The sequence below is a fragment of the Klebsiella sp. GN_Kp190 genome (assembly GCF_040061795.1).
GTDB lineage: Bacteria > Pseudomonadota > Gammaproteobacteria > Enterobacterales > Enterobacteriaceae > Klebsiella > Klebsiella michiganensis.
In genome coordinates, this window is the sequence record NZ_JBEAFN010000070.1 from 41,161 (window position 1) to 57,255 (window position 16,095).

Sequence of the window (16,095 nt, forward strand, 5' to 3'; positions counted from 1 at the left end):
TTGTTATCAGTTATTTTCGCTATAGCCGCAATATTGGCGAAAATGAAACCCACTGGCGATCACGAAAAGCTGGAAAAACAGCTGATTTTTGTCGTCTTTTAAACATAAAATGTTAGCGGACGACATTGAGGTTTTAATTCAGAAGGAGTGCACTATGCAGCGTCGACTGGCAACGCTTGACGATGTGGCCCGCGAGGCCGGCGTGTCTCAGCAGACGGTCTCCCGGGTGCTGAATAATCCGGACGTGGTGTCTGAACGAACCCGCGATAAGGTCATTCGCGCGATGCAGGCGCTGCGCTACGTACCGAACCGTTCCGCTCAGCTGCTGGCGGGGAAATCCGCGCCGTCGATTGGGCTGATAACCGCTTCGCTGACGCTGCACGCGCCTTCACAAATCGCCGCGGCGGTGAAAAGCTACGCCGGTCTGCATCAGCTTGAGGTCTCGATTGCGATGCCGGTGCAGGTCGACTATTCGTCGCTGCAGGCGCGGCTTAATGAGTTTCGCGCCCAGCATATTCGCGGCGCGATTATCAGCCTGCCGCTCGAAAGCAGCCTCGCGGAGCGGCTGGTGGTGGAAAACCCCGATATCGCCTGCATGTTTCTTGATGTTTCGCCGGAGACCGACGTGTGCTGCGTGCGTTTCGATCATCGCGACGGCTGCGGCGCGTGCGTGCGGCATCTCTGGGACGCCGGGCACCGGGAGTTCGGCCTGCTGGCCGGGCCGGAGAGCTCGGTCTCCGCGCGCATGCGATTGAGCAGCTGGCGCGAGGCGCTGCATCGGCTGGGCGTCAGTAATGCGGTGACGGTGTTTGGCGACTGGAGCGCCGCCAGCGGCTGGAACAAAACGTTTGAGCTCCTGCATCATCATCCGCGCATTAGCGCCATCGTGGTGGCTAACGATCAGATGGCGCTCGGGGTACTGAGCGCGCTGGCGCAGTTGAATCGCACCGGCAGCCAGGCGATCTCGGTCACCGGTTATGACGATACCGCGGACAGCCTCTACTTCCAGCCGCCGCTGACCACCGTCGCCCAGGATTTTAACGTTCTGGGGAAAAGGGCGGTTGAGCTGCTCATCCAGCTAATGGCTGCCCCGCAGATGAAGATCCGCGAGCTGCTGCCGACGCGCCTGATTATCCGCCAATCCACCTGGCCCTGCGCGGGCGCCAGGCAGGAGGAGAAAGAGGGCCTTGTCGCGCAGATTAAAGCGCTGGTGGAAAAGCTGTAAGCAACGGTCCGTTTAGCTTTCATTGATGTTGCGCGTGATAGCTTATCGGACAAGCGTACTCAGGGGGTTATGCCCTGAACGTAAAAATGCAAAACACAATCTATCCATGCAAGCATTCATTCACCGCCAGTCACATGGCGGTTTTTTTTTGCCCGTTTTCGGTCGTTAGAATATGGCGTTATTTTATTTAATTCTGCCTCCTGGTCGATTACTCGCCGCTGTTAAGCATAAATGCGCTGTTTTCACGCCGCGGTGTCAGAAAATTTCCCCGGCTTATACTTTTTTATCCAGCATAAAATGCTGTTGACCGGGGGCGGCAGGGCGCGCTTTTTTTAGCGCCATTCGGCTATGCTGAAAGCCAAAGCAGGCGAGTGAAAGGCAACGTCATGATGATATTAAAAGATAAAGAGCACGTGGACTCGGTTGACTGGCTGACGGTGGCGGAGATTATCGCCGCCGCAGGTCTCAATCAGCGGGACGTCGCGCTGGTGGAGCGCGCGTTTCGCCATAGTACCTTTTGCTGGTTTGGCTATGAAAACGGGCAGCTTATTGCCGTTGCCCGGGCGATTAGCGACCTGACCTGGTGCAGCTATCTGGCAGATGTCGCGGTGCACCCGCGCTGTCAGGGAAAGGGGTACGGGCAGCAGCTGATGCAATCGGTCAGCGACCGGCTGCGGCCGTTCGGCAAAACCTTCATCTACTCGGTGGTGGATAAAGTCGGCTTTTATCGCCGCTTTGGTTTTGAAACGCTGACCACGGGCATGGTCTGCGCCAGCGAAGAGGCGATAGCGCGTATGCGCGAGCAGGGATTTGTTGGCTAGTAAATACCGCTTAAAAAAACGCATTTACCAAACGGTTTAAATGGCTGCTGAATGAATCACTACCATTACCCGCGCCGCTAAGGATTATTTCGCTGGCCCTTGCCGGTTGCTGCCGTAAATAATCGGATAAACTTAGTCGGCTACAGCCGGTCCAGTTAATTATGACAGATAGCCTGGGTTAAAAGGGTAAACTGTGTTACACAGTCCCATTCTCCTGGCAAACATCTGGATGGGATTATGCTGACAACTCTGATTTACAGAAGTCAGATGCATTTAACACAAGAAACCGATCTCATACTGCTGGTTGAAAAAGCGAATGCTGAGAACGCAGCACGCGGGATTACGGGCATACTTCTTTTAAAAGATAATGTTTACCTTCAGATACTTGAGGGGGATGAGTGCGTGCTTGAGCAGCTATTCAGCACGATCAAGCAAGACGATCGTCACCATCAGGTTGTCGAGCTGATGCGTGATTACGCGCCGCGCCGGCGCTTTGAAAACGTAGGGATGATGTTTTTTGAGCTGAATAAACTGCAAACCGCTGACGTCCTGACAAAGGTTCGCCAGCTTAGCCAACTGAAAGGTTATCTTTCCACCGAAGAGCGCGTCTATAAATTTATCCATACTTTTATCAGTCAAAAAAGCGCTGCCGCGCCGTCACCCTTTTTACGGCCTGACAAATGGTCGCTTCATTCGCGGAAACATGCATTTCATGCGCCGCAAGAATCGTTTTTTGCCGGTCAATGCTGTCAGTTTGCTTTCCAGCCCATTATCGAACCGTTGGCCGGGAATATCACTTCGCTTGAAGCGCTTATTCGTGATAAAGACGGCGGTAGTCCCGCCAATTTCTTTGCCTCGATTCCGCCAGAGCAACGTTATGAAGTTGATCTCAAAGCGAAATCAGTTGCCTTTGCCCTGGCGAAAGAAATCAATATTGGCGACCATAAAATATCCATTAATATCCTTCCGATGTCTCTGGTTGTTATTCCTGATGCCATTGAATACCTGCTGCGGGAAATAAAAAAACAGGGTCTTGAACCCGAACAGGTGATCGTGGAGGTGACGGAAGATGAAATGATCTCCGGTTTTAGCCAGTTCAGCAGCGCGATAAAAAAACTGCGCGTCTCTGGTATGGGGCTGGCAATTGATGACTTTGGCGCCGGATATGCTGGACTCTCGTTGTTGACAAAAATTCAGCCTGATAAAGTTAAAATCGACCGCGAGATTATTACCGATATCCATCAGAGCGGCCCTAAACAAGCGGTGGTAAGATCGATTATCAACTGCTGCCGTGAACTTGAGATTGCGGTGGTTGCTGAAGGCATAGAGCGGATAGAGGAGTGGTGCTGGCTCGAATCTGCGGGTATTAAACGTTTCCAGGGCTTTTTATTTGCCATGCCGAAAGTCAACGGCGTCGGTGACATACGTTGGCCTGGGGAAAAGTGAAGCCTGATTTGCCTTAATGTACCGAGCGGTTTGCCTCCAACAGCAGCGCAGGCGAGTAGACATTGCGTATTCCGCCTGGAGTATCCCTATTTTCTGAAGCTGAACCGGCCAATAGTCGCTGATGGCCGGTAAGCTCATGACTAACCGCAAGCCCTGCATATTCTCAATCTATAACAGACTGACCCTTGTTAATCATCGAGCCTGTCATGACTGATTTCATCTTCGTGGGTGCTTATCAACTGCGTGAGCGCTATTTGTTCCTGAAACTTGGTCAGAAGCAGTTCTGCGTCCGTCTTCAGAACGTCTTCAGATGATTCCAGTACCGAATTTATCGCTTTCGTTACGCTGCTAACTAATTCCGCGACGCCGCCTTCCTTGCCGATAGCGAGCATCAGCGCGCTAATGAGCAAAGACTGCGCCTCGACCTGGGCAGCAAGCTGCTTACTTTCGGCATCCATGGCGGAAATTTTAGCAATTATGCTGAGAATGACATTATTCATTGTATCCCTCAAATCAATAAGTTAGAGCGGGTTGTTGATGGCTATATTCGCTGTTGATAATCCGAATTAACCATAGAACATAAATATGCCAGAAAAAATATCGGTAGCGTTAGTCAGGTTTTGGGCATCACCAAAGTAAAGCATGAAAACGCGCCGGTCCCACTTCCATATTCCTCCAACGATCGCGCCCGACAGAGCGCAAAGGAGCATGAAGAGTGCGGTTGTTGAAAAGAAAGACGCCAGGCTTGAGGTCGTGTTTAGCCTGGCCGACCTCTGATATTTCTTGCTTCAGCATCAACTCATACAGGCGAACAGGAAAATGTGCGGATGTTTAACCGGCAGGACAAGCTCGTTGGCAAGAGCGGCTGGCTCTGTCCAACGAGATACAGCATGGGCTGACGCCAGACCATGAATATGGCTCATGTTGTAATGAAATTAACTCGCTTTCACTCATCTAATGGCTCTGGCATAACATGCTGTATTCGATATAGATAATATGAAGATGAAGACTGCTTATGGAAGCCTGCGCCAGCCTGCAACCATCAGAAAGGACTGCAGTTTTTATCTCAGAACTTAGGATGCACATCTGCGATGAATCAACAATTTACCTTTACTATTAAACGCACTCTCTTTGATGAAAACTATAACCCCTCAGAAAATACGCGTATTACAACCAACTTTGCTAATTTAGCAAGAGGGGAAAATCGCCAGGAGAATCTGCGCAATACCTTAGTCATGATTGACAATCGTTTCAATACGCTGGCGCACTGGGATAACCCCAAAGGCGATCGCTATGCCGTTGCGCTGGAAATTATTTCAGCCGAAATGAATATCTGCGCCACCGGCGATACCTTTCCGGTGATTGAAATATTGCAAACCAGCATTATTGATAAAAAGACCGATGAACGTATTGAGGGTATCGTTGGCAATAATTTCTCTTCGTACGTTCGCGACTACGACTTTAGCGTATTGCTGTTAGACCATAATAAAGGACGCGCAGGTTTTAGCCTTCCGGAAGGATTCGGCGATTTGCACGGCAACATATTTAAACATTTCGTCAATTCAGCGGAGTACAAGGCCAATTTCAAAAAATCACCGGTCATTTGCCTTAGCGTCTCCAGTAAAGACACCTATCACCAGACCGGAAATCAACATCCTGTCCTGGGGCTCGAATACCGGCCAGAGGGTTCATCGTTGACTGAGCAATATTTTGGCAAAATGGGCCTGAAGGTTCGCTACTTTATGCCGAAAAACAGCGTTGCGCCTTTGGCCTTTTATTTCTCAGGGGATTTGCTGAGCGATTACACGAGCCTTGAGCTGATTAGCACCATCAGCACGATGGAGACGTTCCAGAAGATATACCGCCCGGAGATCTACAACGCCAACTCTGCCGCAGGACTCTGCTATCAGCCCGATCTGCATCATCAGGACCATTCATTAACCAAAATTGTTTACGATCGTGAAGAGCGCAGCCAGCTGGCGGTAGAGCAGGGGAAGTTTACCGAAGAGCACTTTATTAAACCGTATAAAAATATTCTGCAGCAATGGTCTGCTCATTACGCTCTTTAAGACATCGCATATATAAGGCTATCGATAATGACAAAATTATTACCCACTTCAACAGCCGGCAGCTTACCGAAACCGTCCTGGCTTGCAGAGCCGGAGAAACTGTGGTCCCCATGGAAACTGCAGAATGAAGAGTTAATTGCCGGGAAAAAAGACGCGCTGAGCCTGTCCTTATTTGACCAACTGCGCGCCGGTATCGACATCGTCAGCGATGGCGAGCAAACCCGTCAGCACTTTGTTACTACGTTTATTGAGCACCTCAGCGGCGTCGATTTTGAAAAACGCGAAGTCGTTAAAATCCGTAATCGCTATGATGCGAGCGTTCCGACCGTCGTGGGCGCCGTCGAGCGTCAAAAACCCGTTTTTGTCGAAGATGCGCGTTTTTTACGTCAGCTCACCAGCCAGCCGATTAAGTGGGCGCTGCCGGGTCCCATGACCATGATTGATACGCTCTATGACAATCACTATAAGAGCCGCGAAAAACTGGCCTGGGAGTTTGCGAAGATACTTAATCAGGAAGCCAGGGAACTGGAGGCCGCCGGCGTCGACATTATTCAGTTTGATGAGCCAGCCTTTAATGTGTTTTTTGATGAGGTTAATGATTGGGGCATCGCGGCCTTAGAAAGAGCCGTTGAAGGGCTAAAATGCGAAACTGCGGTACATATCTGCTATGGATACGGCATCAAAGCGAATACCGACTGGAAAAAGACCCTGGGAACAGAGTGGCGACAATATGAAGAAGCGTTTCCTAAGCTGCAAACCTCCAGCATCGATATCATCTCGCTGGAATGTCATAACTCACGTGTTCCCATGGATCTGCTTGAACTGATTCGCGGAAAAAAAGTGATGGTTGGAGCCATCGACGTGGCGACCAATGCGATCGAAACGCCGGAGGAAGTCGCCGCGACCTTACGTAAAGCGCTGCAGTTTGTGGATGCCGATAAGCTTTATCCTTCAACCAACTGCGGCATGGCGCCGCTATCGCGTCCGGTGGCGAGCGGCAAGCTCAATGCGCTAAGCGCCGGGGCGGAAATTATCCGCAGGGAGCTGCAGGCTAAATAGAACCCTGGCAAAGGGCTGGAAGCCTCGCCGCAGCTGACGGATATCCAGCGAATGGTATGTAAGGTATGCGAAATGCTTCTGGCTCAGATTTCATCATTCGCTGACCGGGCATAATCAGTACGTCGTGCCGGGCGCTCGGGCGCTATTTAAAATATTTATCGAGGGGATCGTGATGGCGGTATTTTCGGAAGAAAACAGCCAGTAGACAAAACCCAGAGTAGCGCCCAGCCCGGCAAACTGCAGATAAAGTATTTTACGTCGGGCAAGCAGGTCCATAAATGAATACGCGCCTTTCCACATATCAATAATGCCACCGTTTATCACCAGGTCTGTAAACAGCGCAAGCCCCGGCAGAGCAACCGCGTACGCCGCCATTAGGTATAAAAGCGCCGCAAGCCTCATTTTGGTATTGATATGCATATTCTGCCTCCTTGCTCATGATGACAAAGCATAACATAGCCTATCAACGATCAGCATCGAGTGGGCTGTTGAGGGATGTTCGGACGGAGTTTCTCCTGGTGACTGATACGATAAATTATCGTGTATAAGGTGGTTCATCGATCGGCAAGCCAAAAGCAGAACGCCCCCTGGTGCATTGGCAGCAGGGGGCGTTTACGGATGGGGATTATCGTCGTTCATCAGTCATCCCATTTGTGGCTCAGGTATGCGGCAAGAAATCCAAAGAACAGAATGGTTCCCAGAACTGCCATAAATACATGCATATTTCCCAGCATGATTAACCTCCATTAGTTTTGCTATGCGCTATGTTGTCCTCATTGAACGGGTTTACGGTTGTTGGATACATCTTAACCCGACTAATCTAAACAAACGATTAACAAATTGCCCAGCGTGACTATTATCCATGTGAATCACTCTCCCTTTTTACCCGCCAGCGCGCTTTTCCTGTACTGCAACGGGCTAAGGGCAAACTGCTGGCGGAAGTGATGGCGCAGGGTGCTGGTATTTGAGAAACCGCAAAGCTCGGCAATCTGCTCAACGCTCAGCCGGCTGTGGGTTAAGTGCTGCGTGGCGCGCTGAAGGCGCTCGTCAAGCAGCCAGCGGGCGGGGGTTTTGCCGGTAGCGTCTTCGAAACGGCGTAAAAACGTGCGCTGCCCCATGCCGGCTCTTTCCGCCAGCGAGGCCACGGTGTGGCCAGCGGCGAGATTCTGGTGCAGAAAATCAAATAATTGCCCCAGCCGCTGGCTCTCCCGCGCTTTGGCCACCGGGCGAACAATCTGCTGCGCCTGCCCGCCGTCGCGATGGGGGGAAACCACTAACCGTCGGGCGACAAGATTCGCCGCTTCGACGCCGAAGTCCTCGCGCACCAGGTGCAAACATAAATCGATACCCGCGGCGCTGCCTGCGGAGGTCATGACGCCTTCGGCGCCGACGTACAGCACGTCATCGATCACCTCAATGCGCGGAAACCGCGCCCGCAGCTGGTCGGTATAGCGCCAGTGGGTGGTCGCCTGGCGGCCGTTCAGCAGCCCGGCCGCGGCCAGAACGAAAACCCCGGAGCAGATAGAAATTATCCGGCAGCCTCGCGCATGGGCGGCGACCAGCGCCTCGCACAGCGCTGGCGGCACGGGGGAGTCAATACCGCGCCAGCCGGGCACCACGATGGTATCCGCTTCGCCTAACAGCGCCATACCGCCGTCGGTCATGAGCCGAATTCCGCCGGTTGCCCGCAGCTCACCGTCGTCGACGGCGGCCACGGCAAAGCGATACCATCGTTCGCCCATCTCCGGGCGCGGCAGGCCGAAGATCTCAACGGTGACGCCAAATTCAAAGGTACACAGGCCATCGTAGGCGAGGGCAACAACCCGGTGGCGTGACAACGTCACGGATGAGATTGTCAGGATTTCAGCGTTTTCAGTCATGGTTCTCGGCAGATGTCGCGCAGGCGGTTAATTAAAGTAGTGGTATCACAGACAAGGAGAAGATGCCATGAGTGTTGTAACCGCTATTGCCCCCGCCAGTTCTACCGACGCCGTCGCCTGGTTTCGTCATAAGCTAAGCCTCGAGACCGACTGCGCCGATGTCTACAGCGCGATGCGCGAAGGAGAAACGGATTTTGTTCTGCTGCACGTCGTCGGCAGTGAAGAAACCTTTGCCCGTCGTCATCTCCCGGGCGCCCTGCATTTACCGCACCGACAAATTGATGAAACCAGAATGGCGCAGTGGCCTGATGACACGCTGTTTGTGGTCTACTGCGCCGGGCCGCACTGCAACGGGGCGGACGTCGCCGCCATGAAGCTGGCTCTGCTGGGGCGCCCGGTAAAAATGATGCTCGGCGGCCTGACCGGCTGGGAAGATGAAGGGTTGCCTTTCGCAAAGTGAATTTATTTCATGTGCCATGAAATATTGTCGTTTGCCGATGAAACCTCTGCATGCCAGTATCTGGACATATAGCCATCCAGAAGTCTATAAATTCAAATAATGAACTATCACGGTGGGTAATTAACTTTGCCCGCCGCTAAGGAGACACCATGCAACGTCATCAGGCCCCGTTCCGCGCAGATATTGTCGGCAGCTTTTTACGTCCGGACGCCATCAAACAGGCCCGTCAGCAGCTGGCCGCCGGCACCATCGACGCGCAGCAGCTGCGGCAGATAGAAAATGAGGCGATTCGCGTTCTGGTGCAGCAGCAGTGCGAGTGCGGGCTGCATGTGGTCACCGACGGTGAGTTCCGCCGCGCGTGGTGGCACTTTGATTTCTTTGACGGACTACAGGGCGTTGAGCGCTACGATTCAGAAAAGGGCATTCAGTTCAACGGGGTACAGACCAAAGCGCACGGCGTTCGCGTCACCGGTAAACTGGCCTTTGGCAATCACCCGATGCTGGAAGATTTTCGCTATCTGAAGAGCATCAGCGGCAGCGCTCAGCCGAAGATGACCATTCCCAGCCCGAGCGTGCTGCACTTCCGCGGCGGCCGGAAAGATATCGACGCGACGGTGTATCCGGATCTCGCCGACTATTTCGATGACCTGGCAACCACCTGGCGCGATGCCATTCGCGCCTTCTACGATGCGGGCTGCCGCTATTTACAGCTTGATGACACCGTCTGGGCCTACCTCTGCTCCGATGAGCAGCGACAGCAGGTGCGCGAGCGCGGCGAAGACCCGGATGAGCTGGCGCGCATTTATGCCCGCGTTCTGAATAAGGCCCTGGAAGGGAAGCCGGAGGATCTGACCGTTGGCCTGCACGTGTGTCGCGGTAACTTCCGCTCGACCTGGATCTCCGAGGGCGGCTACGAGCCGGTTGCGGAAGTGCTGTTCGGCGGCGTTAACATCGACGCGTTCTTCCTCGAATATGACAATGACCGTTCCGGCGACTTCGCGCCGCTGCGCTACGTTCGCCCCGGCCATCAGCAGGTGGTACTGGGCCTGATCACCACTAAAAACGGGGAGCTGGAAAACCCGGAAGGGGTGAAGGCTCGTCTGCAGGAGGCGGCGCAGTACGTCCCGCTGGCGCAAATTTGCCTCAGCCCGCAGTGCGGTTTTGCTTCCACCGAAGAGGGTAACTCTCTGACCGAAGCCCAGCAGTGGGATAAAGTCCGCCTGGTCACCGGCATCGCCGCGCAGGTCTGGTAATCTCTCCATAGCGCAGCGTTGCACTATTTTAAGGCAACGCTGTGCACCCGCCTTTATTTTCCCCGTATTCTGCCGCGCTTTCAGACGCTTTCACAACCTGGCATCGTTTTTGCCTTATCACTTCCGGTGAGTCGTTAATTCATTTTTTTGTTTTTGCGCTATTCAGGAGTGACACACATGCAGCGTCGAACACTATTAAAAGCTTTTGCTCTCTCCGCCTCTGTTATTAGCATGGGCTTCTCCTTACAGGTTTATGCCGCCGACACCATTAAAGTCGGCATTATGCACTCGCTTTCCGGGACGATGGCGATTTCTGAAACCCCGCTGAAAGATGTCGCCCTGATGGCTATCGATGACATCAACGCCAAAGGCGGCGTGCTGGGTAAAAAACTGGAACCGGTCGTGGTGGATCCGGCATCAAACTGGCCGCTGTTCGCCGAAAAAGCGCGTCAACTGCTGACGCAGGATAAGGTGGCGGCGGTGTTCGGCTGCTGGACCTCCGTATCACGCAAATCGGTTCTGCCGGTATTTGAAGAGCTGAACGGTCTGCTCTTCTACCCGGTACAGTATGAAGGCGAAGAGATGTCGCCGAACGTCTTCTACACCGGCGCGGCGCCAAACCAGCAGGCGATTCCGGCGGTGGAATACCTGCTGAGCGAAGACGGCGGCGGGGCGAAACGCTTCTTCCTGCTCGGTACCGACTACGTCTACCCGCGCACCACCAACAAAATTCTCCGCGCTTTCCTGCACGCCAAAGGCATTCAGGATAAAGACATCGAAGAGGTCTATACCCCGTTCGGCTATAGCGACTATCAGACTATCGTCGCCAATATCAAGAAGTTCTCCGCCGGCGGTAAAACCGCGGTGGTCTCTACCATCAACGGTGATTCCAACGTTCCGTTCTATAAAGAGCTGGCTAATCAGGGGCTGAAAGCGACGGACGTGCCGGTGGTGGCCTTTTCCGTGGGCGAGGAGGAGCTGCGCGGGATTGATACTAAACCGCTGGTGGGCAACCTCGCGGCGTGGAACTACTTCGAGTCCGTCGATAACCCAACCAACAAACAGTTTGTTGCCGACTATCGCGCTTACGCCAAAGCCCACAAGCTGCCAAACGCCGATACCGTGGTAACCAATGACCCGATGGAAGCGACCTGGGTTGGCCTGCACATGTGGGCGCAGGCGGTGACGAAAGCAGGATCGACCGATGTCGACAAGGTGCGTGATGCCATGGCCGGCCAAACCTTCAAGGCGCCGTCAGGCTTTACCCTGACCATGGATGCCACCAACCATCACCTGCACAAGCCGGTAATGATTGGCGAAATTGAAAGCAACGGCCAGTTTAACGTGGTCTGGCAGACCGAAGAGCCGGTACGCGCCCAGCCGTGGAGCCCGTGGATTGCCGGGAATGATAAAAAGCCGGATCACCCGGTTAAAACCGTCAGCAACTAAGCGTTAGACCCCGGCGCTGCGCCGGGGGGAATGATTCAGTCTTCCGGGCCCGAAGCCCGGGTTTCCCCGAAAAGGAGAACGACCATGAACGCATTACGCCTCATGTGTTACTTCGCGCTGCTGATGGTCTTGATACCGTGGCGGGCGCAGGCAGCGGACGCCGACGATTTTGTGGCGGCCAATCGCAGCCAGCAGGCTCAGCTGCTGGAACAGTGGGCCGCCGCGCCCGAAGCGCCGCGTTTACCGCTGCTGCGGGCGCTGAAAAGTGAAACATTGCAATCCGATAGCGGCGGTCATGCGTTCAGCAAACAGGGCGACAGCCTGCTGGCGCTGGGCGCGGTTCCGGCGCCCGTCGGCCCAACAAAACCGGTGCGTCTGACCAACCGCCTGCGTAACCTGGCGGCAGGCGCGCTGGCGACGCATCTCCTGGTTAGTGACAACGTCACGGAAAGGGCCGCGGCGGCGAAAACCCTGCAGCGCGAAGCGACGCCTGAGATGGCGGGGCTGTTACAGCAGCGTCTGACGGCGGAAACCGACGGCGCGGTGAAGTCGCAGCTGGAAATTGCGCTGGCCCGTTTACAGCTTGTCAGTCCTCAGCCCGCACAGCGGCTGGCGGCCATCGCGCTGCTCGGCCACTCCGGTGACCCGGAAACCCAGGCGCTGCTGACGCCGTATACCGATGCCCGGCATGAGCCGGACCCGGCGATTCGCGCGGCGGCCCAGGAGAGCCTGAGTAAAATCCAGCACCGCCTGCTGCTGGGCGATCTTCTCGGCCAGGCTTTTATGGGCCTCTCCCTCGGTTCTGTCCTGCTGCTCGCCGCGCTCGGTCTGGCCATCACCTACGGTCTGCTCGGGGTGATCAATATGGCCCACGGCGAGATGCTGATGATTGGCGCCTACAGCTGCTGGCTGGTTCAACAGGCGCTGGCGCAGCTGGCGCCGCAGTGGCTTGCCTTCTATCCGCTGATTGCGCTGCCGGTGGCGTTCCTGATCACCGGCGGTATCGGTATGGCGCTGGAACGCACCGTGATCCGTCATCTGTACGGGCGCCCGCTTGAGACGCTGCTCGCCACATGGGGGATCAGCCTGATGCTGATCCAGCTGGTGCGCATGCTGTTTGGCGCGCAGAACGTTGAGGTCGCCAATCCGGCATGGCTCTCCGGCGGCGTGCAGGTTCTGCCGAATCTCATCCTGCCGTGGAACCGTCTGGCGGTACTGGTTTTCGTGCTGCTGGTGCTGCTCTTTACCTGGCTGACGCTGAACAAGACCCGGCTAGGGATGAACGTGCGGGCGGTGACGCAAAACCGCGCGATGGCGGCCTGCTGCGGCGTGCCGACCGGACGGGTCGATATGCTGGCGTTTGGCCTCGGTTCGGGGATCGCGGGGCTGGGCGGCGTCGCGCTGTCGCAGCTCGGTAACGTCGGGCCCGAGCTGGGCCAGGGCTACATTATCGACTCCTTCCTCGTGGTGGTGCTCGGCGGCGTTGGTCAGCTGGCGGGCAGCGTGGCGGCGGCGTTTGGTCTTGGCATCTTTAACAAAATCCTTGAACCGCAGATGGGAGCCGTGCTGGGTAAGATCCTGATTCTGGTCTTGATTATCCTGTTTATCCAGAAACGTCCCCAGGGACTGTTCGCCCTCAAAGGGAGGGTTATTGACTGATGAGCCAACCTATTACCTTAACGCTGGCGCGCAAAGCGCCGCGCCCGCTGCGCTGGTTCGGCGTGCTGCTACTGCTGGGCCTGCTAAGTATGCCGTTTCTGGCGCTGCTGCCCGCCACGCATCCGCTGGCGGTCTCCACCTGGCTGCTGACGCTGACCGGCAAGATACTCTGCTACGCCATTGTCGCCGTGGCGCTGGATTTGGTCTGGGGCTATGCCGGGATGCTCTCGCTTGGCCATGGGATCTTTTTTGCTCTCGGCGGCTACGCCATGGGCATGTACCTGATGCGCCAGGCGGCGGGCGACGGATTGCCGGCCTTTATGTCGTTTTTGTCGTGGAGCGAGCTGCCGTGGTTCTGGTGGGGCACCCAGCATTTCGCCTGGGCTATGCTGCTGGTGGTGCTGGTGCCCGGCCTGCTGGCGCTGGTTTTCGGCTGGTTTGCCTTCCGCTCGAAAATCAAAGGCGTCTATTTTTCGATTATGACCCAGGCGCTCACCTACGCCGGGATGCTGCTGTTTTTCCGTAACGAAACCGGCTTTGGCGGTAACAACGGTTTTACCGGCTTTACCACGCTGCTCGGTTTCTCCGTCACCGCCATCAGCACGCGGGCGGCGCTGTTTATGGCCACGGTACTGCTGCTGTTGCTCACCCTGTGGATTGGCTATTTGCTGGCGCAAAGCAAGTTTGGCCGCGTGCTGACGGCGGTGCGCGATGCTGAAAACCGCCTGATGTTCTGCGGCTACGACCCGCGCGGCTTTAAGCTGCTGGTATGGACCCTTTCAGCCGTACTGTGCGGCCTGGCGGGGGCGCTGTACGTGCCGCAGGTCGGGATCATCAACCCCAGCGAAATGTCGCCGACCAACTCTATCGAAGCGGCCATCTGGGTGGCGCTCGGCGGTCGCGGAACCTTAATCGGCCCGGTGCTCGGCGCGGGGCTGGTCAACGGCGCGAAAAGCTACTTTACCGTGGCGATGCCGGAGTACTGGCAGCTCTTTCTGGGGCTGATTTTTATTATCGTGACGCTGTTTTTACCGCGTGGCGTTATCGGCCTGCTGCGTAAAGGAGATCGCTGATGCCATTGGATGAAGAGCTATTTACCCGCCAGCTGCCGACGGACCGTTTTCGCGAGCAGACCGATCCGGTACTGCAGCTGGAAGAGATTAACGTCAACTTTGACGGTTTTCAGGCGTTGACCAACCTGTCGCTGCAGATTGGCGTGGGCGAGCTACGCTGCGTGATTGGGCCGAACGGCGCCGGTAAAACTACCCTGATGGACGTCATCACCGGCAAAACCCGGCCGCAGAGCGGCAGGGCGCTTTACGATCAGTCGGTGGACTTAACAACCCTCGATCCCATCGCCATCGCCCGCCAGGGCATCGGGCGCAAGTTTCAGAAACCGACGGTCTTTGAGGCGCTGACGGTGGCAGAGAATCTCGAACTGGCAATGAAAGGTGATAAATCGGTGTGGGCCAGCCTGCGTGCGCGCCTGAACAGCGACCAGGCCGACAGAATCAGCGAAACCCTGCGCCTGCTGCGGCTGGAGGGCGAACGCTATCGGCCGGCGGGGCTGCTGTCGCACGGGCAAAAGCAGTTTCTGGAAATCGGCATGCTGCTGGTGCAGGAGCCGCATCTGCTGCTGCTGGACGAACCCGCCGCCGGGATGACCGATGCGGAGACAGAATATACCGCCGAGCTGTTCCGCACCCTTGCCGGGCAGCATTCGCTGATGGTGGTCGAGCATGATATGGGCTTTGTCGAGACCATCGCCGACAGGGTGACGGTGCTGCATCAGGGACAGGTGCTGGCGGAAGGGTCGCTGCGCGAGGTGCAGGCCAACGAACAGGTGATTGAAGTTTATCTCGGACGCTAAGGAGCGCGGATGTTACAGGTTAATCAACTACATCAATATTATGGCGGCAGCCATATCCTGCGTGGAGTGGATTTTACCGCTCGCCAGGGCGAGATCACCTGCCTGCTCGGGCGCAACGGGGTGGGAAAAACCACCTTGCTGAAGTGCCTGATGGGGCTGATCCCGGCGCGCAGCGGCGAGGTGCTGTGGCAGGAGAAGAATATCACCCACCGTAAACCGCACCAGCGGGTGCAGTCGGGGATCGCCTACGTGCCCCAGGGGCGGGAGATTTTTCCGCGCCTGACGGTGGAGGAGAATCTGCTGATGGGGCTGTCCCGCTTTCCCGCCCGCGACGCGCGCGCGGTACCGGAAGAGATTTATCAGCTGTTTCCGGTGCTGAAAACCATGAAGCAGCGGCGCGGGGGCGATCTTTCCGGCGGGCAGCAGCAGCAGCTGGCCATTGGCCGCGCGCTGGCCAGCCGTCCGCAGCTGTTGATTCTTGATGAACCGACGGAGGGCATTCAGCCGTCGGTGATTAAGGAGATTGGCGAGGTGATTCGTCAGCTGGCGAACCGCGGGGATATGGCGATTCTGCTGGTCGAGCAGTTCTATGATTTTGCCGCCGGTCTGGCGGATCGCTATCTGGTGATGTCGCGCGGCGCGATTATCCAGCAGGGCAACGGCGGCGATATGGAAGCCGAAGGGGTCCGCGGGATGGTCACCATTTAACTCGCTCCGGATGGCGGCCTCCCCCCGGCTCGCGCTACGCTTAGCCGGGCTACAGGTATACAGCAGTCTGCTGGCCCGTAGCCCGGGCAAGGCGCTTTGCGCCGCCCCCGGGGAGCTCACCACAGGGCGCATTGGATATGATTTCCCGGAGGCGATGCTGCGCATCTGTCCGGGCTACCGCTCGCAGACGGCGATG

16 protein-coding genes and 1 pseudogene are annotated in these 16,095 nt (G+C 55.9%); 13 read left to right on the top strand and 4 right to left on the bottom strand.

The genetic code is table 11. The annotated features are described in order from the left end of the window. Nucleotides 1-154: 154 nt before the first annotated feature. From ABLU67_RS25670 to ABLU67_RS25680, 3 genes are all read left to right on the top strand, one after another. Entirely contained in the window at nucleotides 155-1,225 is a 1,071-nt protein-coding gene (locus ABLU67_RS25670; RefSeq protein ID WP_049104095.1) for a LacI family DNA-binding transcriptional regulator, read from the top strand. A 386-nt stretch (nucleotides 1,226-1,611) separates the two neighbouring features. Continuing rightward, on the top strand, nucleotides 1,612-2,046 hold the full coding sequence (locus ABLU67_RS25675) for a GNAT family N-acetyltransferase (RefSeq protein WP_004851221.1): 435 nt from the start codon (nucleotides 1,612-1,614) through the stop codon (nucleotides 2,044-2,046). Between the two features lie 237 nt (nucleotides 2,047-2,283). After that, complete coding sequence (locus tag ABLU67_RS25680) at nucleotides 2,284-3,492, top strand: diguanylate phosphodiesterase (RefSeq protein WP_348852587.1); 1,209 nt, start codon at nucleotides 2,284-2,286, stop codon at nucleotides 3,490-3,492. A gap of 188 nt (nucleotides 3,493-3,680) precedes the next feature. On the opposite strand, the gene iraP is transcribed toward ABLU67_RS25680, so the two are convergent. After that, a complete protein-coding gene (gene iraP, locus ABLU67_RS25685; RefSeq protein WP_004851215.1) occupies nucleotides 3,681-3,992 on the bottom strand; it encodes an anti-adapter protein IraP in 312 nt (103 codons plus the stop codon). A gap of 591 nt (nucleotides 3,993-4,583) precedes the next feature. On the opposite strand from iraP, the gene ABLU67_RS25690 reads away from it, so the two are divergent. Beyond that, nucleotides 4,584-5,561: a DUF1852 domain-containing protein gene (locus ABLU67_RS25690; protein ID WP_048263388.1), complete on the top strand. Its 978-nt coding sequence runs from the start codon at nucleotides 4,584-4,586 to the stop codon at nucleotides 5,559-5,561. 27 nt (nucleotides 5,562-5,588) lie between these two features. Further along, nucleotides 5,589-6,620, top strand: a complete 1,032-nt coding sequence (locus tag ABLU67_RS25695; protein ID WP_032694476.1) for a methionine synthase — start codon at nucleotides 5,589-5,591, stop codon at nucleotides 6,618-6,620. Between the two features lie 142 nt (nucleotides 6,621-6,762). Here the strand turns inward: ABLU67_RS25695 and ABLU67_RS25700 are convergent. The 3 genes and pseudogenes from ABLU67_RS25700 to ftrA form a co-directional block, all read right to left on the bottom strand. Then, a pseudogene (locus ABLU67_RS25700) lies at nucleotides 6,763-7,040 on the bottom strand (hypothetical protein). A 218-nt stretch (nucleotides 7,041-7,258) separates the two neighbouring features. Further along, a complete protein-coding gene (gene mgtS / locus ABLU67_RS25705; protein WP_004102377.1) occupies nucleotides 7,259-7,354 on the bottom strand; it encodes a protein MgtS in 96 nt (31 codons plus the stop codon). A gap of 135 nt (nucleotides 7,355-7,489) precedes the next feature. After that, entirely contained in the window at nucleotides 7,490-8,500 is a 1,011-nt protein-coding gene (gene ftrA / locus ABLU67_RS25710; RefSeq protein ID WP_348852588.1) for a transcriptional regulator FtrA, read from the bottom strand. Between the two features lie 67 nt (nucleotides 8,501-8,567). Here ftrA and ABLU67_RS25715 point away from each other — a divergent pair, with 67 nt between their 5' ends. From ABLU67_RS25715 to ABLU67_RS25750, 8 genes are all read left to right on the top strand, one after another. Continuing rightward, nucleotides 8,568-8,960: a rhodanese-like domain-containing protein gene (locus ABLU67_RS25715; protein WP_049070778.1), complete on the top strand. Its 393-nt coding sequence runs from the start codon at nucleotides 8,568-8,570 to the stop codon at nucleotides 8,958-8,960. Between the two features lie 149 nt (nucleotides 8,961-9,109). Then, entirely contained in the window at nucleotides 9,110-10,213 is a 1,104-nt protein-coding gene (locus ABLU67_RS25720) for a cobalamin-independent methionine synthase II family protein (RefSeq protein ID WP_049070776.1), read from the top strand. Nucleotides 10,214-10,390: 177 nt separating this feature from the next. Next, nucleotides 10,391-11,662 (top strand): urea ABC transporter substrate-binding protein, encoded by a 1,272-nt coding sequence (gene urtA, locus ABLU67_RS25725; protein WP_014229499.1) that lies wholly within the window; start codon nucleotides 10,391-10,393, stop codon nucleotides 11,660-11,662. Nucleotides 11,663-11,746: 84 nt separating this feature from the next. Further along, nucleotides 11,747-13,321, top strand: a complete 1,575-nt coding sequence (gene urtB, locus ABLU67_RS25730; RefSeq protein ID WP_025105757.1) for an urea ABC transporter permease subunit UrtB — start codon at nucleotides 11,747-11,749, stop codon at nucleotides 13,319-13,321. After that, a complete protein-coding gene (gene urtC / locus ABLU67_RS25735) occupies nucleotides 13,321-14,394 on the top strand; it encodes an urea ABC transporter permease subunit UrtC (protein ID WP_014229497.1) in 1,074 nt (357 codons plus the stop codon). The genes urtB and urtC overlap by 1 nt, the downstream gene beginning before the upstream one ends. After that, nucleotides 14,394-15,191 (top strand): urea ABC transporter ATP-binding protein UrtD, encoded by a 798-nt coding sequence (gene urtD / locus ABLU67_RS25740; RefSeq protein WP_064374635.1) that lies wholly within the window; start codon nucleotides 14,394-14,396, stop codon nucleotides 15,189-15,191. The genes urtC and urtD overlap by 1 nt, the downstream gene beginning before the upstream one ends. A 9-nt stretch (nucleotides 15,192-15,200) precedes the next feature. Continuing rightward, nucleotides 15,201-15,899 carry an urea ABC transporter ATP-binding subunit UrtE gene (gene urtE / locus ABLU67_RS25745; protein ID WP_064374636.1) on the top strand — a complete coding sequence of 233 codons (699 nt, stop codon included), beginning with the start codon at nucleotides 15,201-15,203 and terminating at the stop codon, nucleotides 15,897-15,899. 10 nt (nucleotides 15,900-15,909) lie between these two features. After that, nucleotides 15,910-16,095, top strand: a 186-nt coding sequence (locus ABLU67_RS25750) for a hypothetical protein (RefSeq protein ID WP_348852589.1), incomplete at its 3' end; no start/stop codon positions are given.